The following is a 19,668-nucleotide window of genomic DNA, read 5'->3' as shown; positions in this document are numbered from 1 at the left end:
CGACACATGGCTGAAATGCTGTATTTATCCTTGTTAGCAGTGATTATTTGCCTTTTTGTGCCATAATCACTGCCGCTTGCTTTAGGATGTCTAGCTGCATTTTGAGTTCTTTATTGTGCTTTCTAAGGGCTATTAGCTCTCGTTGTTCTTCTGTTAGATTATCAATCGATTTGAAGGAACCAGTTGTTTTGGCTTGTCTGACCCATTTGTCGAAGGTTGAGGGCGTTAAATCATATTCTTTGATGATCTCGTTACGTTTCATACCGGCATTGTGAAGGTCAACGATTTGTTGCTTAAAGTCATCACTAAATTGACGACGTACTTTTCTAGACATATCTTTTCTCCTGTTTTTGATTACGATAGAACACTTTATAAATTCTGTCCAGTTTAGTGTAACCGATTCAACACAAACTCTTCGCTATTTGCCACATACACTTGAAACACGTTTCCATGCTGTGAAAACCTATCGAAATGGCGCTTCTGTCGCCTTCATCTGTCGTCGCTACAAGGTCTCAAAGGCATCTCTCATGCGCTGGAACAAGCGATTTGATGGCACGAAAGAGTCTCTAAAAGACCGTTCGCATCGCCCACTAACCCCTCATCCTAAAACGCATACCGAACAGGAACTCAACTGGATTAAAAACTGCATTCGAAGAAATCCCAACGCCACTCTCATCGAAATCTTCTACAAGCTCAAAACTAACAAGGGCTATGATAGACATCCTTGCTCCCTCTTTCGGGTCTTGAGGAAGATGGGCTTCTTCAAAGCGACTGAAACTAAGGTTAAACCTTACAAGCCGAAGCCATGTGATACCCCGACTGAACTAGGTGTCAAGTGGCAGATGGATGTGAAATATATCCCTAAGCACTGCTATACAGGCACTTTACCGGATAAGTTCTACCAGTACACCGTGATTGATGAAGCTAGCCGTGAACGCTTCATTTTCCCCTTCAAGGAGCAGTCCTCCCATTCAACCGTACAGTTTGTCATGATGGCTATCAAACACTTTGGCTATAAGCCTAAAATCATACAAACAGACAACGGTTTTGAGTTTACACATTTCAGAGAAACCAAACAAGTCCACCCTCTTGATCTCCTCTGCCAAGAATTGGGTATTGAACACAAGCTCATTCGACCAAGAACACCAAGACACAATGGTAAGGTTGAGCGTAGTCACAGAAACGACAATAGGCGCTTCTATCAACACCTAGCCTTCTACTCTTATGATGACCTCATCAAGCAGATGAAGACCTATCTTTACCGTTCAAATCGTCTCCCTATGCAGACTCTAGGATGGAAATCTCCTATCGATATCAGAAAAACTCTACTAGGAGCTAGCTCCTAGTAGAGAATAACAAATAGCTATCTTCAAGCAGACAATTTTAGTCTCACATCATTGACAAAGATACATTTTTTAAAAAATTAAATTGTCAATTTAGGCTTGGCTGACTTCTATTACTCAGAATAATGTAATAAGAGGGTTAATAATAGCTTGGTCGATAGCTTCTTTGGTTGCTCCACACAGGGTACTATGATTTCAAAGACTTATAAGCTATTTGAAACATTAGCCACAGCTATTCATACCGCTATCTATTTTTTAATAATCAACGTTCTCTAGAAAAGCACAAGGGCCTCGCTCCTCTTGAAATGAGGAACGAGACCCTTGCTTAATCTTTTGTTATTCCATTGTCCACTTGACAGGGGAACGTTCTTTAATTGTTCGTTTTCTTTATTGTTTTATCAACTTAGTAGAGGGAGATGCTATAGAATCTCTAACTTAAAAACCATTTTGTCACAGATACTAGATCTCAATTGAATCACTTATTACAGTTGAGAAAGAATCGAAAATTATCAGTTATTTCGCTTCAATTAAGCCAAATTCTCCATCTTCACGCTTGTATAAAACATTGGTTTGACCATCCTCTGAATCTGTAAAAATGAAGAAGTCATGTCCTAGTAAATCCATTTGAAGAATCGCTTCTTCAATGTCCATTGGTTTTAGATCTACGTGTTTTGTTCTTACAACACGTGTTTCTGAACTTTCTTCACCAGCTTCTTTTTCAAACTCTGCTGTAAATACTTGTGCTGTAGGCACTTTTTCGCGATGTTTTTTCGCGATTTTTGTTTTATTTTTGCGAATTTGGCGTTCAATTTTATCAACTACTAAATCAATAGAACCGTACATATCTTGTGAGACATCTTCTGCACGTAAAGTTACTGATCCAAGCGGGATTGTTACCTCAACTTTAGCTGTTTTTTCACGATAAACTTTTAGATTTACTCTTGCATCCAATTCTTGTTCTTCATTGAAATATTTTTCAATTTTTGCAACCTTTGATTCGACATAGTCACGGATTGCATCTGTTACTTCGATGTTTTCGCCACGGATACTATATTTAATCATAAGATACCTCTTTCTTGCGCTTGAAGCGCTTTCTATATTTATATTATATCGCTTTCATGAAAATTTGCAAGTTTTAAAATTCATCTTGCTAAACTAAAACTGACTATTTCTTCAACACCAGCATCTTGCAAAATTTGCTTAGCTAAAAATATGGTGTGTCCTGTGGTATAAATATCATCCATAATAAGAACTTTCATAGGGATGTCTACTCCTTCCTTTAGCTTGAAAACTTGCTCTGAACTCATTCTCTCTTTTTTAGTTTTAGTTGTTTGTGAGACAATATCTCTTTTTTCAAGTAGGTTTTTATAAGGAATTTTTGCTGCTTCGAGAAGCGCTTCAACTTGATTGAATCTCCTTATTTTCATTCTTTGATGACTTATGGGGATTGGAATAATGGTGTAATCCTTGTAATATTTTAACGACTTTTTAAGGTCCGCAGAGAATTGATTGGCTAAGAGGTAGTCCCCTTGAAATTTGAATACAGAAAAATAGGTCTTCATCGCTTGGTTGTATCTGTAAATACTTTTATGATTCACCTTATTTCCTTTTCTTTCCCAATCTAAGCAATCTTGACATTGCTCTGATTCTGAATTTTTAAAACAATTAGAACAGTGAGTTTTACCAATTGTTTCAAACAGATTTAGACAATCATCGCAAGTTCGGGAAGTCATTTTTTTAAGGACTAAAATTGATGTGAATTCTCTCTTTTCATCTATATCTTTTTGGCACATCTGACACTTCATTGAAAACCTCCTAAACGATTCATATTTCGTATTTCCTGCTTTGTTTTTTTGATTGCTATTGTTAAACCATCGTGGAAAAAAATTAAATCACCAGTCGGTCTATCGAGTGAGCGTCCAACTCTCCCAGCTATTTGAATAAGGCTGGAGCTATTAAATAATCGATGATGAGCCAATAAGACAAAAACATCAACTCTTGGAAAGGTTACCCCACGTTCTAAAATAGTTGTAGAGATTAGAATTCTTAGATTTCCTTTTCTAAACCTTTCTACTTCTTTTAAGCGATTTAAACTGACACTTGACACGAATCCGATACTATTTTGGGGATACATTTGGCAAAGGATTTCTGTTATCTTTTGACCAAATGAGATATCTGGGATGAATATCAAAAGGGGATACTCTGTCAACAATTGTCTATCAATATATTTCTTTAGCTTGGCAGGAATTTTCCCTGATTGCACTTTTTTCTCTAATTTTGTAAGCCAAATAGTTTTTGGCACAATCAATGGATTGCCATGAAATCTTCTTGATAGGGTTAATCTTCTTAACTGACCTGTTTTAACTTGTTTGTCTAATGCTTCTGTTGAAGTAGCTGTCATAAAGATGGTTAAGCCGTCCTCTTTTTTTGCTGTTTTAACAGCATAATAAAGTGTTTTATTATCAACATAAGGAAACGCATCGACTTCATCGACCAATATAAGATCAAAACACCTATAAAACTTTAAGAGTTGGTGAGTAGTGGCAACAACTAATGGTGCGCCACTGTATGGTTCAGAGTCCCCGTGTAGTAGGTCTATCTCACAAGAAAAGTCTTGACTTAAGCGTTTATATAATTCTATACAGACATCAATTCGAGGACTGGCTAAGCAAACTTGTCCTCCCTTATTAATCACTTGAGCCACCACTTCATAAATCATTTCAGTTTTTCCGGCTCCAGTTACGGCATGAATAAGGCTATCCCTTTTCTCATCAAGGGCTTCGACAAGACCATCTGAAACCTCTTTTTGATAAGCAGTCAATTGCCCCTGCCATCTTAAACAGTCTATTTCAGGAAAAGTTTTTGGCGGAAAATAATAGAGATAATCATCTTCAGTTAGTCTACCTAACACTATACAAGAACGACAATAACGTGTCCCATCAGGTAGTCGCCAATCATTTGGAATCCTTTCTGCACATCTCAGGCAAGTAAGATGTGCGTTTTCCTTGGTAAAGGCGGGTATTCTTATAGCCATCTCTTTTTCTTCCAAAGTGACATCTGAACCAGCAAACCAGCAACCACTCTTTTCTTTTGTTATTTTCATCATCTATTTATTCGAAGTTCTATCAAGCTTATGGTAAAATTTTTTTATGAATTATAAAACAATCAAAACAAATAGTATTACCGAAGAAGATATCAAAAAATCACGTTTTATCTGCCATCTCAAACGTGTAAATAGCGAAGAAATGGCCCGCGATTATATTGCTGCTATCAAAAAGGAGCACTATAAAGCCAACCACTCTTGCTCCGCGATGATTATTGGAGAAAATAGCCAAATCAAGCGCTCTAGCGATGATGGCGAACCAAGTGGAACTGCTGGCATACCCATGTTGACAGTATTGGAGAAGCAAGAACTTACTAATGTTGTTGCTGTTGTCACACGTTACTTTGGCGGTATTAAGCTTGGGGCAGGGGGACTCATTCGTGCTTACGCTGGTAGTGTCGCCCATGCGATCAATGAAACTGGGTTGGTAGTAGTTAAAGAGCAAGTAGGACTACAGATCCATTTAACTTATCCTCAATACCAAACGTTTGCTAACTTTTTAGAACAAGAAGGTTTAGAAGAGTTCAATACGCAATTTCTTGACCAGGTGACTAGCGATATTTACACTGACGAAGATAAGTTATCTGAAATCCAAGATGCTCTAACAGAATTTTATCAAGGTAAAATTTCTTTCCAAAAAATTGATTCAAGGATTGTTGAAATACCACTTTCATAATAAGTTATAGTGATTCCTTATCACTCTGATAAGCAATTTGTATTTTACAAGTTTCCAACCAGTCTTTATACTAGTATGCAAAAGAGTTTAGGAGCTAGAATAATGACAAAAATTTACAATCACATTACTGAACTTGTTGGGCAAACACCCATTGTCAAACTGAATCGCATTGTTCCAGAGGACGCTGCAGACGTCTATGTCAAAATTGAAGCTTTCAATCCTGGTTCATCTGTCAAAGACCGTATTGCTCTTCAAATGATTGAGGATGCTGAAAAAGCGGGTATCATTAAAGCTGGCGATACCATTATTGAACCTACTTCTGGTAATACGGGTATTGGCTTGTCTTGGGTTGGTGCTGCTAAAGGATACAAGGTTGTCATTGTTATGCCTGACACCATGAGCATTGAACGTCGCAAACTAATCCAAGCATATGGTGCTGAGTTAGTTTTGACACCAGGAAGCGAAGGAATGAAAGGTGCCATCGAAAAAGCTAAACAATTAGCGGATGAACGACAAGGATGGGTCCCAATGCAGTTTGCTAATCCTTCAAACCCCAAAGTCCATGAGGAACAGACTGGTCAAGAAATCATAAATGCTTTCGGCGAAACAGGACTTGATGCTTTTGTGTCAGGTGTCGGAACAGGTGGAACTATTACTGGTGTTGCTAATGCTTTGAAAAAAGTTAATGGTGATATTGCTATCGTTGCGGTTGAAGCTGATGAATCTGCTGTTCTTTCAGGTGAAACTCCTGGGCCACATAAAATCCAAGGAATTTCAGCTGGTTTTATTCCTGATACCCTCGATACTAATGCTTACGATCAAATTATCCGGGTTAAATCTGACGATGCTTTAGAAACTGGTCGTAAAGTTGGTGGACAAGAAGGCTTCTTAGTGGGTATTTCTTCTGGTGCAGCTATTTTTGCTGCTATTGAAAAAGCTAAAGAATTAGGAAAAGGAAAGAACGTTTTAGCTGTTCTTCCTGATAATGGTGAGCGCTACCTCTCAACAGCACTCTATGATTTTGACTAATAGGATCCACAAAAAGACTCTACTGCAAGGAATTTACAGTAGAGTCTTTTTTAATCTTCTTTTTTTAAAAATTGTAAACTTTCTTCAATCCATGTTGACATCTTATTTTCTAAGGGTTTAAAACCTGTGCGATGACGGTTGCTTGAGAACCGGTGACGATGTGGGATTTGATGGCGATCTTCTTCTAAGGTCCTCATTGATAAACTTGCTTTTTGAGTGTACTCATCAACATCTAACACCTGAACAGTCACCTCTTGACCAATTGATAAATAATGATGGATATTATCGATAAAGCCAGGTTTTATTTCTGAAATATGAATCAAACCAGTTGTGTCATTTTCTAATTGGACAAAAGCGCCATAAGGTTTAATACCTGTGATTGTCCCCTTAAGCTTATCCCCAATGTTCATTAATCCACAACCTCAATCGTTTCAATCACCACATCTTCAACCGGTTTGTCCTGTATACCTGTTTCAACAGCAGCGATTTTATCTAAAATATCATAAGAGTCTTGGTCTACTAACTGACCAAAAACAGTGTGGCGACGATCCAAATGTGGAGTTCCACCATGTTCAGCATAATGCTCAGCGATAGCTTCTGGCCACCCACCACGAGATAGTTCCTTAGCACTATATGGGAAGTTTACATTTTGAACGATAAAGAACTGACTACCATTTGTATTTGGTCCAGCATTTGCCATTGAAAGGGCTCCACGAAGATTATAGAGTTCTTCTGAAAACTCGTCTTCAAAACTTTGACCGTAGATAGACTCACCACCCATACCAGTTCCTGTTGGATCACCACCTTGAATCATGAAATCTTTAATAATACGGTGGAAAATAATACCATCATAGTAGCCATCTTTGGCTAAACCAACAAAGTTCGCTACTGTTTTAGGAGCTTGTTCTGGGAACAATTTCACCACCAAATCACCCTGATTAGTTTTTATCGTCGCAACAGGTCCTTCGACATTGTCTAAATCTAACTGTGGAAAGTGCATTTCTTTTTCAACCAAACCTAATTCCTCCAAGGCATGTAAAATGCCATCTTCTTCTACTTTACCCGTAACATAATCTGCTTTTTCTTTTAATTCTGGAACGGCATTACCCATAGCAACCTTGAGACCAACATGATCAAACATTTCCATATCATTTGGACCATCGCCAAAGAATAAAACATTCTCTGGTTTTAGGCCTTCTTTTTCTAGAACATGATCCAAGCCGGAAGCTTTTGAAATTCCTAATTTTACGGTATCTGATGAATGAACATGCCAAGGTACTAGCCGTACTTGCTCTGCTAAGTGTTCAGGCAAGACAAGTTCCGAGTTGTTCTCTGCAAAAGTCCACATATGGTAAACAGCGTTAGCCAAATGAAAATCGGGTTCCACATCTAGGTGTCCGTAAACAGGAACCATAGCATCATCAATTAACGCTTTTCGAGCTGATACCACTGGCTTGTCTTTGCCGGCAAATCCATAATCAATACCAATTGATTGACACCAGGCTACTAGTTCCTTCAAAACCTCTTTATCTAAAGGTAAATTAGCAACTTCATTTCCTTTTCGATCAACCACATAAGTCCCATTTATGGTGATAAAATAGTCAGGTTCAAGATCACGAATCTCTGAAACCACGCCATAGATAGCACGACCACTAGCAATACCAGTTAAAATGCCTCTTTCTTTTAAAGATTTGAAAACTTTCGTAATTGATTGAGGCATGTATCCTGTATCTTTAATACGTAAAGTATCATCAATATCAAAGAAAACCGCCTTGATCTTTTTAGCTTTGTATTTCGTTTTGACGTCCATTCTTTCCCCTTACTAAAAATAATATACTTATTCATTGTATCATAATTTTTAATCTTCTTGGGGGACCAGATGATGTCTAAAAGCGTAGACCACAGCTTGTGTGCGATCATCAACTTGAAGTTTGGCTAAAATATTTGAAACATGTGTTTTCACCGTTTTTAGTGAAATATATAATTCATCAGCAATGGTTTGATTGTCATAACCTTTAGCTAATAAATGCAAAATATCTTTTTCTCTAGCCGTTAGATCTTCATGAAGAGCAGGATTCTCATCATGATACTTCAGCTTTTTCTCAACTTCGGTTTCAATAGCCAATTGACCTTCAACAACTTTACGGATAGCATTAAGAATTTCCGGAGCATTAGACGTTTTCAGCATGTAGCCCTTAGCCCCTGCCTGAATCACTGGATAAATTTTCTCATTGTCAAGATAAGACGTCAGAACCACTATCTTAGCCTCTGGCCACACTTTTAGAATTTGCAAAGTAGCTTCTACCCCATCCATTTCGGGCATAACCAAATCCATGACAATAACATCTGGCCGCAGCTCGAGAGCTTTCGCTATGCCTTCTTGTCCGTTATCAGCCTCTCCAATAACTGAAATATCTTGTTGGAGGTTCAGAAAGCTTTTCAAGCCCATCCTAACCATCTCATGATCATCAACTAATAGTACCGTTAATTTATTCATTTACTTCTCCTACTAAGGGCAAGACTATCGTCATAGTGACACCTTGATTGGGTGCAGAGATCATCTGAAAAGTACCTGCCATATCCGAAACACGATCTTCCATATTTTTCAAACCATAGCTAATTCTCTTAGCCTCTTCAACATCAAAGCCCACGCCATTATCAATCATCTTCAACTGAACTGAACTTGGTGTCTGATAAAGATAAATATCCAGTTGATTTGCTTTTGAATGTTTTAAGGTATTACTGATAAACTCTTGGATAATTCGAAATAGGTGGTCTTCAATCGGCTTGGGTAACCCCTGTAAATTTTCCTTGAATGATACCCGAATTGGGCTTTTATCTTTAATTTCCTGTAAAATCATTTCTAAACCTTGTTTGAGAGACTTGCCTTCTAGCTCAGTAGGACGTAAGTGAAGAAGCATGACACGCAAATCATTTTGCGCATTTGTTAAAATATCTTCAGTATTTTTCAACTGCTCTTGTAGCGCTTCTTGGCTCATATCGGAAAGGCTATAAGAAATGCCTGATAAAATCATGACCGCTGCAAACAACTCTTGACTAACAGTATCATGCAAATCCCTTGCAATACGCTTTCTTTCTTCCTGTATAATACTTTCCTTTTGAGAAAGGTCAACGTTTTCCGTATTTTGCAGCTGCTGAGTCAAGGTCAGCGTTTTTTCTGATAGTTGATTAATGATTTGACCCAGCTCATCATCACCAGCTTGTACTGGTTGATTATGGACAATTCTTCTTAAACTTTTAAAAATATGACGATGCGAGTTGTAATTGAGTAGAGTCGACACAAAAAGCAACATAATGGTTAAGGAAATGGTCAATAAGACGATTGAAAAAATAAACTGATTCAACCGTTCAACATCCATCACAATATCTTTTAAAGAAACGGCAAAAGAATTTAAAATCAATGATACAATAGCAAAAATAATCACTAAGGCATAAAGAAACAGTAGCATAATATGGGATTTTCTCATCGGCTCACCACCTCTGTATCCCCAGCAAAATTACTAATTACAATTTTAACACTACGGTTACTGTCTTCGTAATCATCACTTCTCAATTTAATGGTTTCGTTTCTTAAATCATAAGGCGTCTCATCAAAAAAAGCTACGGAACCATAAATGGAACTAACTGTCAAACTCACTGAAACATCAATGGGGACAAGGATTTTGGTTGGCCCATAAACTTTTCGGATAAGAATGACATTGTCTTGATTTCTTAAAATAACCTTTGATAAATCAATCGTATCATTTCCAGTAATGCGAATCACATCGATATCATCAAAATAATAACTATCTGATGTTAAATCTTCCTCTTGTCCAAACCACTGATTACGATACTTGGTTAAGGTTACAGGTCTCGTTTCAAAAGATAATTCCGCCAAGCGATTGTTCTTTCGAACTTGTGAAAAATGGTTGATCATGATATAAATTAAACCGACTATCATTGCTGAAATAATAAAAGGATTTAGCATCATAATTAAGAAAAATATCAGCAAAGAGGCCGTTAAAACAAAATTAATCTTATCTGTATGATTATAAAATTTAAGAGCTAATAGAGTTAAGATGAGAATGGCTATGAATCGCGGCACATCATCCGCTAAAATAGTCATCATCGCTAGAAGTAACAAAACAGCTTCAACGATTAAAAATAATTGAAATTTACGCATAAAACCTCACAGTTATCACTATGATTAAGTTTACCACAAGTTGCCAGTAAGAACATCAGCCTAAAGACTTACAAAAAAAGTATTTCCAGATTTAGCAAAGCTACCAATCCAGAAAATACTTTTATTGTTATATTATTTTAGTCTCTAAAACAGCTCCTTTATCAAGGAGAATCGCTAGACGACTCTGTTTGACTATTGTCCTCAGAAGTATCCGTCGAAGAAGGACTGGTACTTGATGAACTGTTAGAACTGCTTGACTCCGATTGGCTTGTCATACTAGTATCAGCAGCACTTGACGATGCGCTACTGCTGCTAGATGCCGATGAATCCGGATTGGTCAAATATAGTGTCACACCTTCGCCAGTAGAAAGTTCAATTGAAGTCCCCGCATATGGATATTGAGCGTAGACAGTTGACGAAGAAGACGGTCGATCTGAATCAGTCTGAATCTGTGACGATTTAAAGCCTAAATCTAACAGAGTATTTTTAGCATCTGCATAACTGTAACCAACCAAGGCTGGAACTGTTACAGTTGCTGAAGTTGCTACTTCAAAGGTGATTTTTTCATTTCCAGAAGGATCAAAGCTTTCGCCAGCTTCTGGCGTTTGGTTAATGATTTCGCCAGGTTCATATTCGTCACTCGAGACTTCTTTTTTGACGATTTGCTTCTTGGAAAGGCCATAATTTTCCGTCAAATCTTTAACAGCATCTCTATAAGTCATTCTAGTATAATCAGTCATATTGAAGCGCTTTGTCCCTTTTGACACTGTTAAATTAATTTCACTACCTTCTTTTTTAGTAGCTCCTGCTTTAGGACTTGTGGAAATAACTCGTCCTTCTTTGATCGTTTCACTTTCTTTACGCGACACACTACCAACGGTTAAACCAGCCTCTTCAAGAGTTGATTGCGCTTCTTTAATGGTTTGACCAGAAACATCCGGTACTGCAACACTATCGTTGCTACTTGACATAATAAAGTAAGCAAAGCCAGCCGCCAATATAACAACAATTAAAATAAAGAACCTGAACAGGCGTTGCCAAAATGGTCTTTTGGACTTTTTACTTGTCGTATGGTCAGGCGCAGATTTGGCCGTTTTAGAGGTTTCTTTGGTGGGCACTTCCTTGGCTGGCTCTGATGCTGCAACTGGTTTAGGAGTCTCTTTAACAGGGGCTGGCTCAATCTTAGGTAAGGTCTTAGTATCGGTCGAATCTTGGAAAACTAGCTTTCGTTCACGCGATCTACGAGGATCGAGAGCGGTGCCCAAGTCTTGATACATGTCTGTTGTTGAGACATAACGATCTCCTAGTTTTTTAGCAGTCGCCTTAATCACAACATTTTCTAGAGCTTGCGGAACGTTTCTATTTTCAAAAATAATCGAAGGTAGCGGTTTTTGGAAGTGCTGAAGAGCAATGGTTACAGCGCTATCCCCATCAAAAGGAATGTGGCAAGTAAGCATCTCAAACAGCATAATCCCCATGGCGTAGATGTCACTTTGAATCGTTGCCTTCGACCCACGCGCTTGTTCCGGCGATAGGTAGTGAACACTTCCCAACATAGAATTCGTTTGTGTCAGACTTGTTTCTGCAAAAGCAACCGCAATACCAAAGTCGGTAACCTTAGCAACACCATCTTTTGTTAACAGAACATTTTGTGGTTTCAAATCGCGGTGAACAATTCCTTTTTGATGGGCTAGCTGCATGGCAGATAGCACCTCACTCATAATACGAACTGTTTCCGCATTGGATAGCGGAGCGTGATCTTGAATATATTTTTTTAAATCCGGACCGTTAACGTACTCCATAGCAAGAAATTGTTGACCATCTTCTTCGCCAATATCTCTGATTGCAACGATATTTGGATGACTCAATTCGGCCATCGCACGTGCTTCTCGTTGGAAACGAGCAACAGCAATCTGATCTGTTTGATAATTGGTTCGAAGCACCTTGATGGCTACTTCTTCATTATCTAAAATCAGGTCATGTGCCAAATAAACATCAGCCATACCACCACGACCAATGGATTTAAGAATACGATAACGCCCAGCAAATAATTTGCCGATTTGGATCATTAAGCATCCTCCTCGTTATAGGCAATCAAGACAACCGTGATGTTGTCAAGTCCACCTGCTTGGTTTGCTGCATCAACAAGAGCTTCTACTTTTTCTTGTACTGTCTTTTCCGATAAAATAATCTCTAATTTCTGTTGACGACTAACCATGTTTGATAATCCATCGCTATTAACCAAAATAAAATCGCCATTTTGGAGCGGTTGAATGCCCAAGTCAATATCTAAGGGTGATGCTTGACCGATGGATTGTGTAATGACATTTTTTTGAGGGTGAACAGCCGCCTCTTCTTCAGTCAACTGTCCAGCTTTAACTAATTCATTAACTAAAGAATGATCACTAGTTAACTGTTTATATTGTCCATCGCGAATAAGAGAAATACGCGAATCGCCAACATGGGCATATAAAACAACGTCTTTCACAAAGGCTAATACCTCAATGGTTGTCCCCATGCCGCTAAATTCTTCAGAAGTCCCTAAAGTGTGAATCTTTTGATTTTCAGCTTCAATTGTTACTAGCATCCAGTCACGGATTTGATTAACATCAGTGTAATCTGTTGCTGCCCATTGATTCCCTAAATCTGTAACAGCCATCTCACTAGCAATGTTTCCAGCGCGATGTCCACCCATGCCATCAGCTAAGATGACAAGCTTAATATCGCTTTGGTTTTTGTATTGATTTACAAAATCTTGATTATTGGAACGTTTCTTTCCAATATCTGTTAAAAGTGAAATTTCCATAATCTGTATGTCTTTTCTGACGAATGCCAGCTTTCCTCCTATTAAGTCACTAGGCTTTCTTACGCAATTGTGCGATGAAAAAACCATCTGTCTGATATTGTTCTGGCGTGATTAACAGACAGCCATCTACTACAATATCTTTCTTGTCGTGATCTAAAGCCACTTGCTCAAAGTCAGGATGACTTGCCAAAAAAGTCCTGATGACATCTTGGTTTTCTTCCTTAAAAATAGTGCAAGTACTATAGGTTATTATACCACCTTTACGCAAGGTTTGACAAACGCTAGACAGAATCTCTAATTGGATAGCTTGTAAGCTCGCAAAATCCTGAATATCTTTCTGGTATTTAATATCTGGCTTCCGGCGGATAAGACCAATCCCTGAACAAGGGGCATCAACTAATATTTTGTCAAAACTCTCTGGAGCAAAGACATTAGCTACTTCTCTAGCATCCAATTGTCTGGTCTCAATCCTATCAGCTAGTCCCAGTCTGTTAGCATTTTCCTGAATGAGCGCTAATTTATGGTCGTACAAATCTAGCGCAGTAATTTTCCCAGATGTCAAGTAGGAAGCCATGTGCACCGTTTTACCTCCTGGGGCCGCACAGGCATCCAAAATATTATCAGAACCTTGAATGTTAAGACTAGGGGCTACCAATTGGCTGGTCTCATCTTGAATGGTAATATCACCATTTTTAAAAGCTACACTTGACGCAAAATGTCCTGACGACTTGGTCAAACCAACTGATGATAACGGAGAATAGTCTGCTTGAAAACTATCTTTAAATTCTTCCAGACGGCTGACATCTGTAACGCGAATGCTAGCCTTATTTCGTTCAAAAAGACTGTCAAAAATCTTTTCTGCTCTTTCTTGACCATATTGCTCAATCAGTTTTTTCACCAGCCAAACAGGTAACGAATATTTGATGGAGTAACGTTTGTTGAGACGTTTAATAGCCTCAATATCTGGTAAATTTTCAGAAGCTAGTTTACGAAGAACAGCATTGACTAATTTCTCAGCTCCTTTTTTATTGCCTCGGTTTTTAGCAATAGCAACCGCATCATTGACAATCGCATGAGCAGGTAGTTTATCCAGATAAACCAACTGGTAAGCGCTAAGCATAAGCAAGTCATAAACCCAAGATTCCAACTTGTCTCTATCTTCAATGAATTGCGCCAAGTACCATTCCAATGTTATCTTACGCGAAACCGTCCCATAGACAATCTCGGTAATTAAACTCTTGTCTCTGTCATCGTACTGACGATTGTTAAGTAAGGTGTTCAGAGCAATATTGGAATAAGCCTTCTCATGAAAAACCTTTTCCAAAACAATCAGAGCGCCTCCACGCGCCATTTTTTTCCAATCATTCGCCAAAGCTATCACCAACTTCTAAGTCACGTCCAAGACCATTTAGAAAATCTGAAATAGCCATCTGTGGTTTACCAAAAGGTTGAACACGTTTCAATGAAAGGGCGCCATCGCCTGTCGCCACAACTAATGTTTTCTTAGTTTTTTCGATAATTTGTCCTGGCTGCCCATGTCCTTCAACCAGTTCAACTTCATAAATCTTGAACCGTTTGTCATTCCAAATGGTATGAGCAATTGGCCAAGGATTTAAGCCACGAACAAGGTTGAAAATATCACGATTAGATTTTGTCCAATCAATTCGTTCTTCTTCTGCGGAAATATTAGGCGAAAAAGTAGCTTGTGATTCATCTTGAGGTTCTGGTGTGATATTGCCCGCTATATACTCAGGGAGTGTTTTCAAGAGCAAATCACGTCCAAGCACTGCTAATTTATCAAACATGGTTCCCAAGTTATCTTCATCTGTGATAGGAATAGAAGCCTTAGCAATCATATCGCCCGCATCCATCTGACGAACCATTTCCATAATCGTAATCCCTGCTTCTTTATCACCATTGATAATAGCGTACTGAATAGGGGCGCCACCACGGTACTTAGGTAACAAAGACCCATGAACGTTAACGGCAAAATCAACCGAATCTAGAAGTTTTCCTGGTAAAAATTGTCCAAAAGCCGCTGTCACAATGCCATCAGCACCAAGAGCCATTATATCCGACATTTCTTGACTGCCAGAGAGTTTTTCCGGTTGAAAAACTCGAAGGTGATTTGCTAAGGCGACTTTTTTAACAGGCGTCATTTGGATTTCTTTTTTACGACCAACAGCACGGTCAGGCTGGGTCACAACGGCTAAAATATCATAAGAACCGTCATCAACGATTCCTTTCAAGACAGTTGCTGCCAAGTCCGGCGTCCCCATAAAAATTAGTTTTGGTTTTGTCATGTCATTCTCCTTACATAAGGGTTTTTACATCATATTTTGTGGTTCATTATCAATTGTAACACGAAGCTGCTTGTTTTCCGGTTTTTGGGTCCATTCTAACAGAGCATTTAGCGCTGTTTCCAGATGTTCCTCAAAGCGGTACTTGATAATGATTTGATAGTGGAATTTATTGTGCGTACGGGCGATAGGTTTTGGAGTTGGTCCTAAGAATCTGACATGATCAGATAAGTGTCCTTTCAACCCCTTTAAAACATCATAAGCTTTACGAACTACCTCTTGCTCTTCTTGGTGAGAGAGGGTAATTCCTACCGTGTAATAATAGGGTGGATAACCCATTTTCTGGCGAATCTGCATTTCATACTCGTAAAAACCTTCAAAATCTTGTTTTTGAGCGAAACGAATCGCATAATGTTCAGGGTTGTAAGTCTGCACTAAGACCTCTCCAGCTTTGTCAGCTCTGCCAGCTCTACCCGCCACCTGCGTTAGGAGTTGAAATGTTCTCTCACTAGCCCTAAAATCCGGTAGATTAAGCGAGGTATCTGCATTTAAAACACCTACAAGGGTCACATTTGGAAAATCCAGTCCTTTAGCAATCATCTGGGTTCCCAATAATATATCCGCCTCGTGGTTACCAAAAGCCTTTAACAAATTCTCATGGGCACCCTTACGACGCGTGGTATCCACATCCATTCGTAGAATCCGAGCTTCTGGTAAGAGCTCTTGCAATTCATCATAGGCTTTTTGCGTCCCAGTACCATAATAACGAATACTCTTACTCTGACAGGACGGGCATTCTCGTGGGATGGCTTTTTGAAAATCACAATAATGACAGTTCATTGTCCTCGTGTCCATATGAAGTGTCAAAGAAATATCACAATTAGGACAATTATCCACATAACCACATTCACGACACATGACAAAACTTGAGTAGCCGCGACGATTAAGCATGAGAACGACCTGTTCTTTTTTCGCTAATTTTTCTTGAATTTTTTCCAGCAATATAGGCGTAAAGTTGCTGGTCTCTTGTTGACCAATATAATCTCTAAAATCTACAATACCTACATCAGGAACAGTAGCCTTAGGATTGGCCCGCTCTGTAAGCTGCAAAAAATGATAAACGCCTTTACTTGCTCGTGCGCGTGTTTCAATAGAAGGCGTTGCTGAACCAAGCACCAAGGCTGCGCTATGGTGCTTAGCTCTAAGTAGCGCTACATCTCTAGCATGGTAGCGGGGATTAGACTCCTGCTTATAGGTAGCCTCATGTTCCTCATCAATAATGATAGCACCAATATGTTCAAGTGGAACAAAGATAGCTGACCTTGCTCCAACAACAACCTTAGCTTGACCTGACTTGATTTTACGCCATTCATCAAATTTCTCTCCGTCAGAAAGTCCCGAGTGCATAATAGCTACTTGCTTTCCAAAGCGCGAAATAAAACGATTAGTCATCTGAGGAGTCAGGGAAATCTCTGGAACGAGGACGATAGCTGTCTTTCCAGACTTGAGAACTCGGTCAATAACATGCAGGTAAACTTCCGTTTTTCCAGAACCAGTAATCCCTTCTAGAAGGAATGGTTTGGCCTCTTTTTGTCCAACAGCTTTCGAAATAGCTTCAACAGCGCTAGCCTGTTCCGCATTTAAAGAAAGAAAATCACTACTTTCCACTGATTCAAAATAGGCAGCCGAACGCTCTACTTCTTCTTGACGCTCAATAAGAGCACCTGCTTGGATGAAAAAACGAACAACGTCTCTTGAGCACTTTTTATTAAGTTCGCTGGCTTTTACAGAAAATGGAACCTTTTGTGATAACAACCACTCCTTAACTTCCTGACGCTTTTTAGCCCGATTGGATATTTCCAAGCCAGACAAAACTGACTTGTCCAGATCTAAGTACTTCTCAGTTTTGATTTTTTTCTTATCATTAGCTACATAATCAACCAAAATGTGTTTATTAATAATGAGCCGATTAACGGCTTTTCGTTTATCCAAGGGTATATCCGAATAAGAAAGACTAGAAAAATCCCCAAAAATCTCTTTTCGATCATTTGCCAATAAGTCTTCACTGGGTTTTAAGCGTTTATCATATTGCGAATTCAACAGACTAGGTATCATACTTTTCAGCAAGGTAATCTTATAAGAAAAAACAGTCTTTCTCAGATGATCTGCTAGCTGAAGCTGTTCGTCATTTAAAACTGGCTCTAAATCAAGCAAATCCGCAATAGGTTTTAATTCTTGATTTTCCGTATTTTCTTCGATAGAAACAACAAAACCTTGCAACAGTCGATTGCCCTTTCCAAAGGGCACGTGCACTCTTGAACCAACACTTATCAAATCTTCGAAGGTCTGAGGTATGGAATAGGTAAAAGGTTTGTCGGTTTGCATCAAGGGCACATCAACAATAATTTGAGCTTGCATATGTCTCCTTCTGGACTAGTCGCTATGAACAGTCACAACTTTCCGTATGACTCTGAAAATTGAAAAAAGCTAAGATTGCCACCAACCTTAGACTTTTTGTCCTTCTTCTTGTTCTTCTTTTGCGATTTGTTCTTTAATTTTACGTTCTTCTTCTTCTTTTGCAAGACGTTCCATTTCCGCTTTCCGGCGAACAGACTCACGCTTTGCAACTGGATCTGGATGAATGGTTACATAGCCTGCTTCAATTTCTTCCAAGGCACGAAGAGTCGATTTTTCAGATTTAAATTCTTTAGTTGCTTTGGCACCAGCTTCTAATTCATGGGCACGTTTAGCTTGTAGAATAACCAATGAATATTTCGAAGGCACTTTATCCAATAATTTATCAATAGAAGGTTTTAACATCATAAGCGTTTTATCTCTTTTCTAAATCCTATTTACTAGCGCTTGTCTTTGCAATCATTTTATCGTAACGACCAATGACACGTTCCACACGGAAATGCTCTGCTTCAATAATACGCTTAACACGTTCCGCAGCGAGTGGGACTTCATCGTTAACAACAGCATAATCGTATTCACGCATAAGAGCTATTTCTTCACGCGCACGTTCGATACGACGCGCAATGACTTCTTGGCTATCCGTTCCGCGACCAACTAGGCGGTCTTCCAATTCTTCCAAATCTGGAGGTGTTAGAAAAACAAAGACACCATCAGGTACTTTCTTCTTGACTTGGATAGCTCCTTGCACTTCAATCTCAAGAAAAACATCAATTCCTTTGTCTAAGGTTTCGTTAACATAGGTGAGTGGCGTTCCGTAGTAATTACCAACGTACTCTGCATATTCTAACATTTGCCCTTGGCGAATCAGTTCCTCAAACTCTTCGCGGGTTCTAAAGAAATAATCAACACCATCAACTTCACCGGGTCTTTGAGGACGTGTCGTCATAGACACTGAATACTCAAACTTATGATCTGGCGTCGAAAAAATTTCTTGTCTAACTGTTCCTTTTCCAACACCCGATGGCCCAGAAAAAACAATTAACAAACCACGTTCAGACATGATGTTCTCCTTAAAAGTATTTTCTATCTATTATACCAAATAGGTGAAATATTTCAAGCTGATTAAAGTCTCTTTTCCAACTTATATAACATTTAAAAATGCTAACTTTTTAGTTAGGGCGAGGGTAAAAGGCTCCTATTTACAGAACAAGCAGAGTAAAGAAATTTCAATGAAGCAGATCTGAATTGAAAAGTGTCACATTATTTTAGTAAAAAAGAAAGATGATCTATCTTTGAGGAAATTTCTAAGCCTGCTCAGAGAAATCTTCTAGTCGCTCAATTCTTGACAATACATCTTATTAGATATAAAAATAATCCGTGTCCACCTATATAGACCCTTTATTTCACCAAAAACAAGAACATTTAGCATTGAAACTTTCGATAGTGTCCTTTGCGCTAATAGCCCTAACGACACAGATGATACATATCACACCAAAGCGTTACTCAATCAAAGATCAGAAACTCAAAAAGTTGACTTATCTAACGAAAAATAAAAAAAGATACAGATGCAAATATACTACCCACATAATCTCAGTTATGGAAACTTGCTTTTTTCAAAAGCTACCCATACAAACCTGGTAAATCTATGAGACTACGAGAAATAACACTTCTAAACTGCTTTATAACATCCCAATTTGTAAAATTAAGCTAGACAGAAAAAAGCCATCTATGTTAGGCTCAGATAAACACCACATTTGTCTGAAAGGAACTAACATAAATGACCTACACTCATCTTACCACAAATGAACTTGTT

General features: G+C 38.6%; 18 protein-coding genes and 1 pseudogene. 3 read left to right on the top strand and 16 right to left on the bottom strand.

Features of this window, described 5'->3' with window-relative positions; translation table 11 throughout:
• Positions 1–334, bottom strand: a pseudogene (locus ABP870_RS09920) (transposase); the annotation flags it as partial.
• Positions 335–371: 37 nt separating this feature from the next.
• Here ABP870_RS09920 and ABP870_RS09915 point away from each other — a divergent pair.
• Positions 372–1,346, top strand: a complete 975-nt coding sequence (locus tag ABP870_RS09915) for an IS481 family transposase (RefSeq protein ID WP_350015222.1) — start codon at positions 372–374, stop codon at positions 1,344–1,346.
• Between the two features lie 510 nt (positions 1,347–1,856).
• Here the strand turns inward: ABP870_RS09915 and hpf are convergent.
• From hpf to ABP870_RS09900, 3 genes are all read right to left on the bottom strand, one after another.
• Entirely contained in the window at positions 1,857–2,405 is a 549-nt protein-coding gene (gene hpf, locus ABP870_RS09910) for a ribosome hibernation-promoting factor, HPF/YfiA family (RefSeq protein ID WP_350015220.1), read from the bottom strand.
• A gap of 80 nt (positions 2,406–2,485) precedes the next feature.
• Positions 2,486–3,148: a ComF family protein gene (locus ABP870_RS09905; protein WP_350015219.1), complete on the bottom strand. Its 663-nt coding sequence runs from the start codon at positions 3,146–3,148 to the stop codon at positions 2,486–2,488.
• Positions 3,145–4,446, bottom strand: coding sequence for a DEAD/DEAH box helicase (locus tag ABP870_RS09900; RefSeq protein WP_350015221.1), 1,302 nt, complete (start codon positions 4,444–4,446; stop codon positions 3,145–3,147). The genes ABP870_RS09905 and ABP870_RS09900 overlap by 4 nt, the downstream gene beginning before the upstream one ends.
• Positions 4,447–4,492: 46 nt before the next feature.
• On the opposite strand from ABP870_RS09900, the gene ABP870_RS09895 reads away from it, so the two are divergent.
• Together ABP870_RS09895 and cysK are read left to right on the top strand one after the other, a co-directional pair.
• Positions 4,493–5,122 (top strand): YigZ family protein, encoded by a 630-nt coding sequence (locus tag ABP870_RS09895; protein ID WP_350015218.1) that lies wholly within the window; start codon positions 4,493–4,495, stop codon positions 5,120–5,122.
• 102 nt (positions 5,123–5,224) lie between these two features.
• The gene (gene cysK, locus ABP870_RS09890) at positions 5,225–6,151 is read left to right on the top strand and encodes a cysteine synthase A (RefSeq protein ID WP_350015217.1); all 927 of its coding nucleotides are present in this window, start codon (positions 5,225–5,227) and stop codon (positions 6,149–6,151) included.
• Between the two features lie 50 nt (positions 6,152–6,201).
• Here the strand turns inward: cysK and ABP870_RS09885 are convergent, their stop codons facing one another.
• The 12 genes from ABP870_RS09885 to gmk all read right to left on the bottom strand — a co-directional run bounded on the left by ABP870_RS09885 (position 6,202) and on the right by gmk (position 18,915).
• Entirely contained in the window at positions 6,202–6,561 is a 360-nt protein-coding gene (locus ABP870_RS09885; protein ID WP_350015216.1) for a S1 RNA-binding domain-containing protein, read from the bottom strand.
• Positions 6,561–7,961 carry a Cof-type HAD-IIB family hydrolase gene (locus tag ABP870_RS09880; RefSeq protein ID WP_350015215.1) on the bottom strand — a complete coding sequence of 467 codons (1,401 nt, stop codon included), beginning with the start codon at positions 7,959–7,961 and terminating at the stop codon, positions 6,561–6,563. Before ABP870_RS09880 ends, ABP870_RS09885 begins: the two co-directional genes overlap by 1 nt.
• Positions 7,962–8,009: 48 nt before the next feature.
• The gene (locus ABP870_RS09875; protein WP_350015214.1) at positions 8,010–8,648 is read right to left on the bottom strand and encodes a response regulator transcription factor; all 639 of its coding nucleotides are present in this window, start codon (positions 8,646–8,648) and stop codon (positions 8,010–8,012) included.
• Positions 8,641–9,639, bottom strand: coding sequence for a sensor histidine kinase (locus ABP870_RS09870; protein WP_350015213.1), 999 nt, complete (start codon positions 9,637–9,639; stop codon positions 8,641–8,643). The genes ABP870_RS09875 and ABP870_RS09870 overlap by 8 nt, the downstream gene beginning before the upstream one ends.
• Entirely contained in the window at positions 9,636–10,334 is a 699-nt protein-coding gene (liaF, locus tag ABP870_RS09865) for a cell wall-active antibiotics response protein LiaF (protein WP_350015212.1), read from the bottom strand. Before liaF ends, ABP870_RS09870 begins: the two co-directional genes overlap by 4 nt.
• Positions 10,335–10,495: 161 nt before the next feature.
• Positions 10,496–12,403 (bottom strand): Stk1 family PASTA domain-containing Ser/Thr kinase, encoded by a 1,908-nt coding sequence (gene pknB / locus ABP870_RS09860; protein WP_350015211.1) that lies wholly within the window; start codon positions 12,401–12,403, stop codon positions 10,496–10,498.
• Positions 12,403–13,140, bottom strand: a complete 738-nt coding sequence (locus tag ABP870_RS09855) for a Stp1/IreP family PP2C-type Ser/Thr phosphatase (RefSeq protein ID WP_350015210.1) — start codon at positions 13,138–13,140, stop codon at positions 12,403–12,405. The genes pknB and ABP870_RS09855 overlap by 1 nt, the downstream gene beginning before the upstream one ends.
• A gap of 49 nt (positions 13,141–13,189) precedes the next feature.
• Positions 13,190–14,512 carry a 16S rRNA (cytosine(967)-C(5))-methyltransferase RsmB gene (gene rsmB / locus ABP870_RS09850; RefSeq protein WP_350015209.1) on the bottom strand — a complete coding sequence of 441 codons (1,323 nt, stop codon included), beginning with the start codon at positions 14,510–14,512 and terminating at the stop codon, positions 13,190–13,192.
• Positions 14,502–15,443, bottom strand: a complete 942-nt coding sequence (fmt, locus tag ABP870_RS09845; protein ID WP_350015208.1) for a methionyl-tRNA formyltransferase — start codon at positions 15,441–15,443, stop codon at positions 14,502–14,504. The genes rsmB and fmt overlap by 11 nt, the downstream gene beginning before the upstream one ends.
• A 24-nt stretch (positions 15,444–15,467) precedes the next feature.
• On the bottom strand, positions 15,468–17,858 hold the full coding sequence (locus ABP870_RS09840) for a primosomal protein N' (protein ID WP_350015207.1): 2,391 nt from the start codon (positions 17,856–17,858) through the stop codon (positions 15,468–15,470).
• An 87-nt stretch (positions 17,859–17,945) separates the two neighbouring features.
• Positions 17,946–18,263, bottom strand: coding sequence for a DNA-directed RNA polymerase subunit omega (gene rpoZ, locus ABP870_RS09835; protein ID WP_062709893.1), 318 nt, complete (start codon positions 18,261–18,263; stop codon positions 17,946–17,948).
• A 25-nt stretch (positions 18,264–18,288) separates the two neighbouring features.
• Positions 18,289–18,915, bottom strand: coding sequence for a guanylate kinase (gene gmk, locus ABP870_RS09830; protein ID WP_062709896.1), 627 nt, complete (start codon positions 18,913–18,915; stop codon positions 18,289–18,291).
• Between the last annotated feature and the right edge of the window lie 753 nt (positions 18,916–19,668).

The organism is Streptococcus jiangjianxini (assembly GCF_040225085.1).
GTDB lineage: Bacteria > Bacillota > Bacilli > Lactobacillales > Streptococcaceae > Streptococcus > Streptococcus jiangjianxini.
The sequence above is the reverse complement of the archived record's forward strand: the minus strand, read 5'-3'. Positions and strand labels throughout refer to the sequence as shown.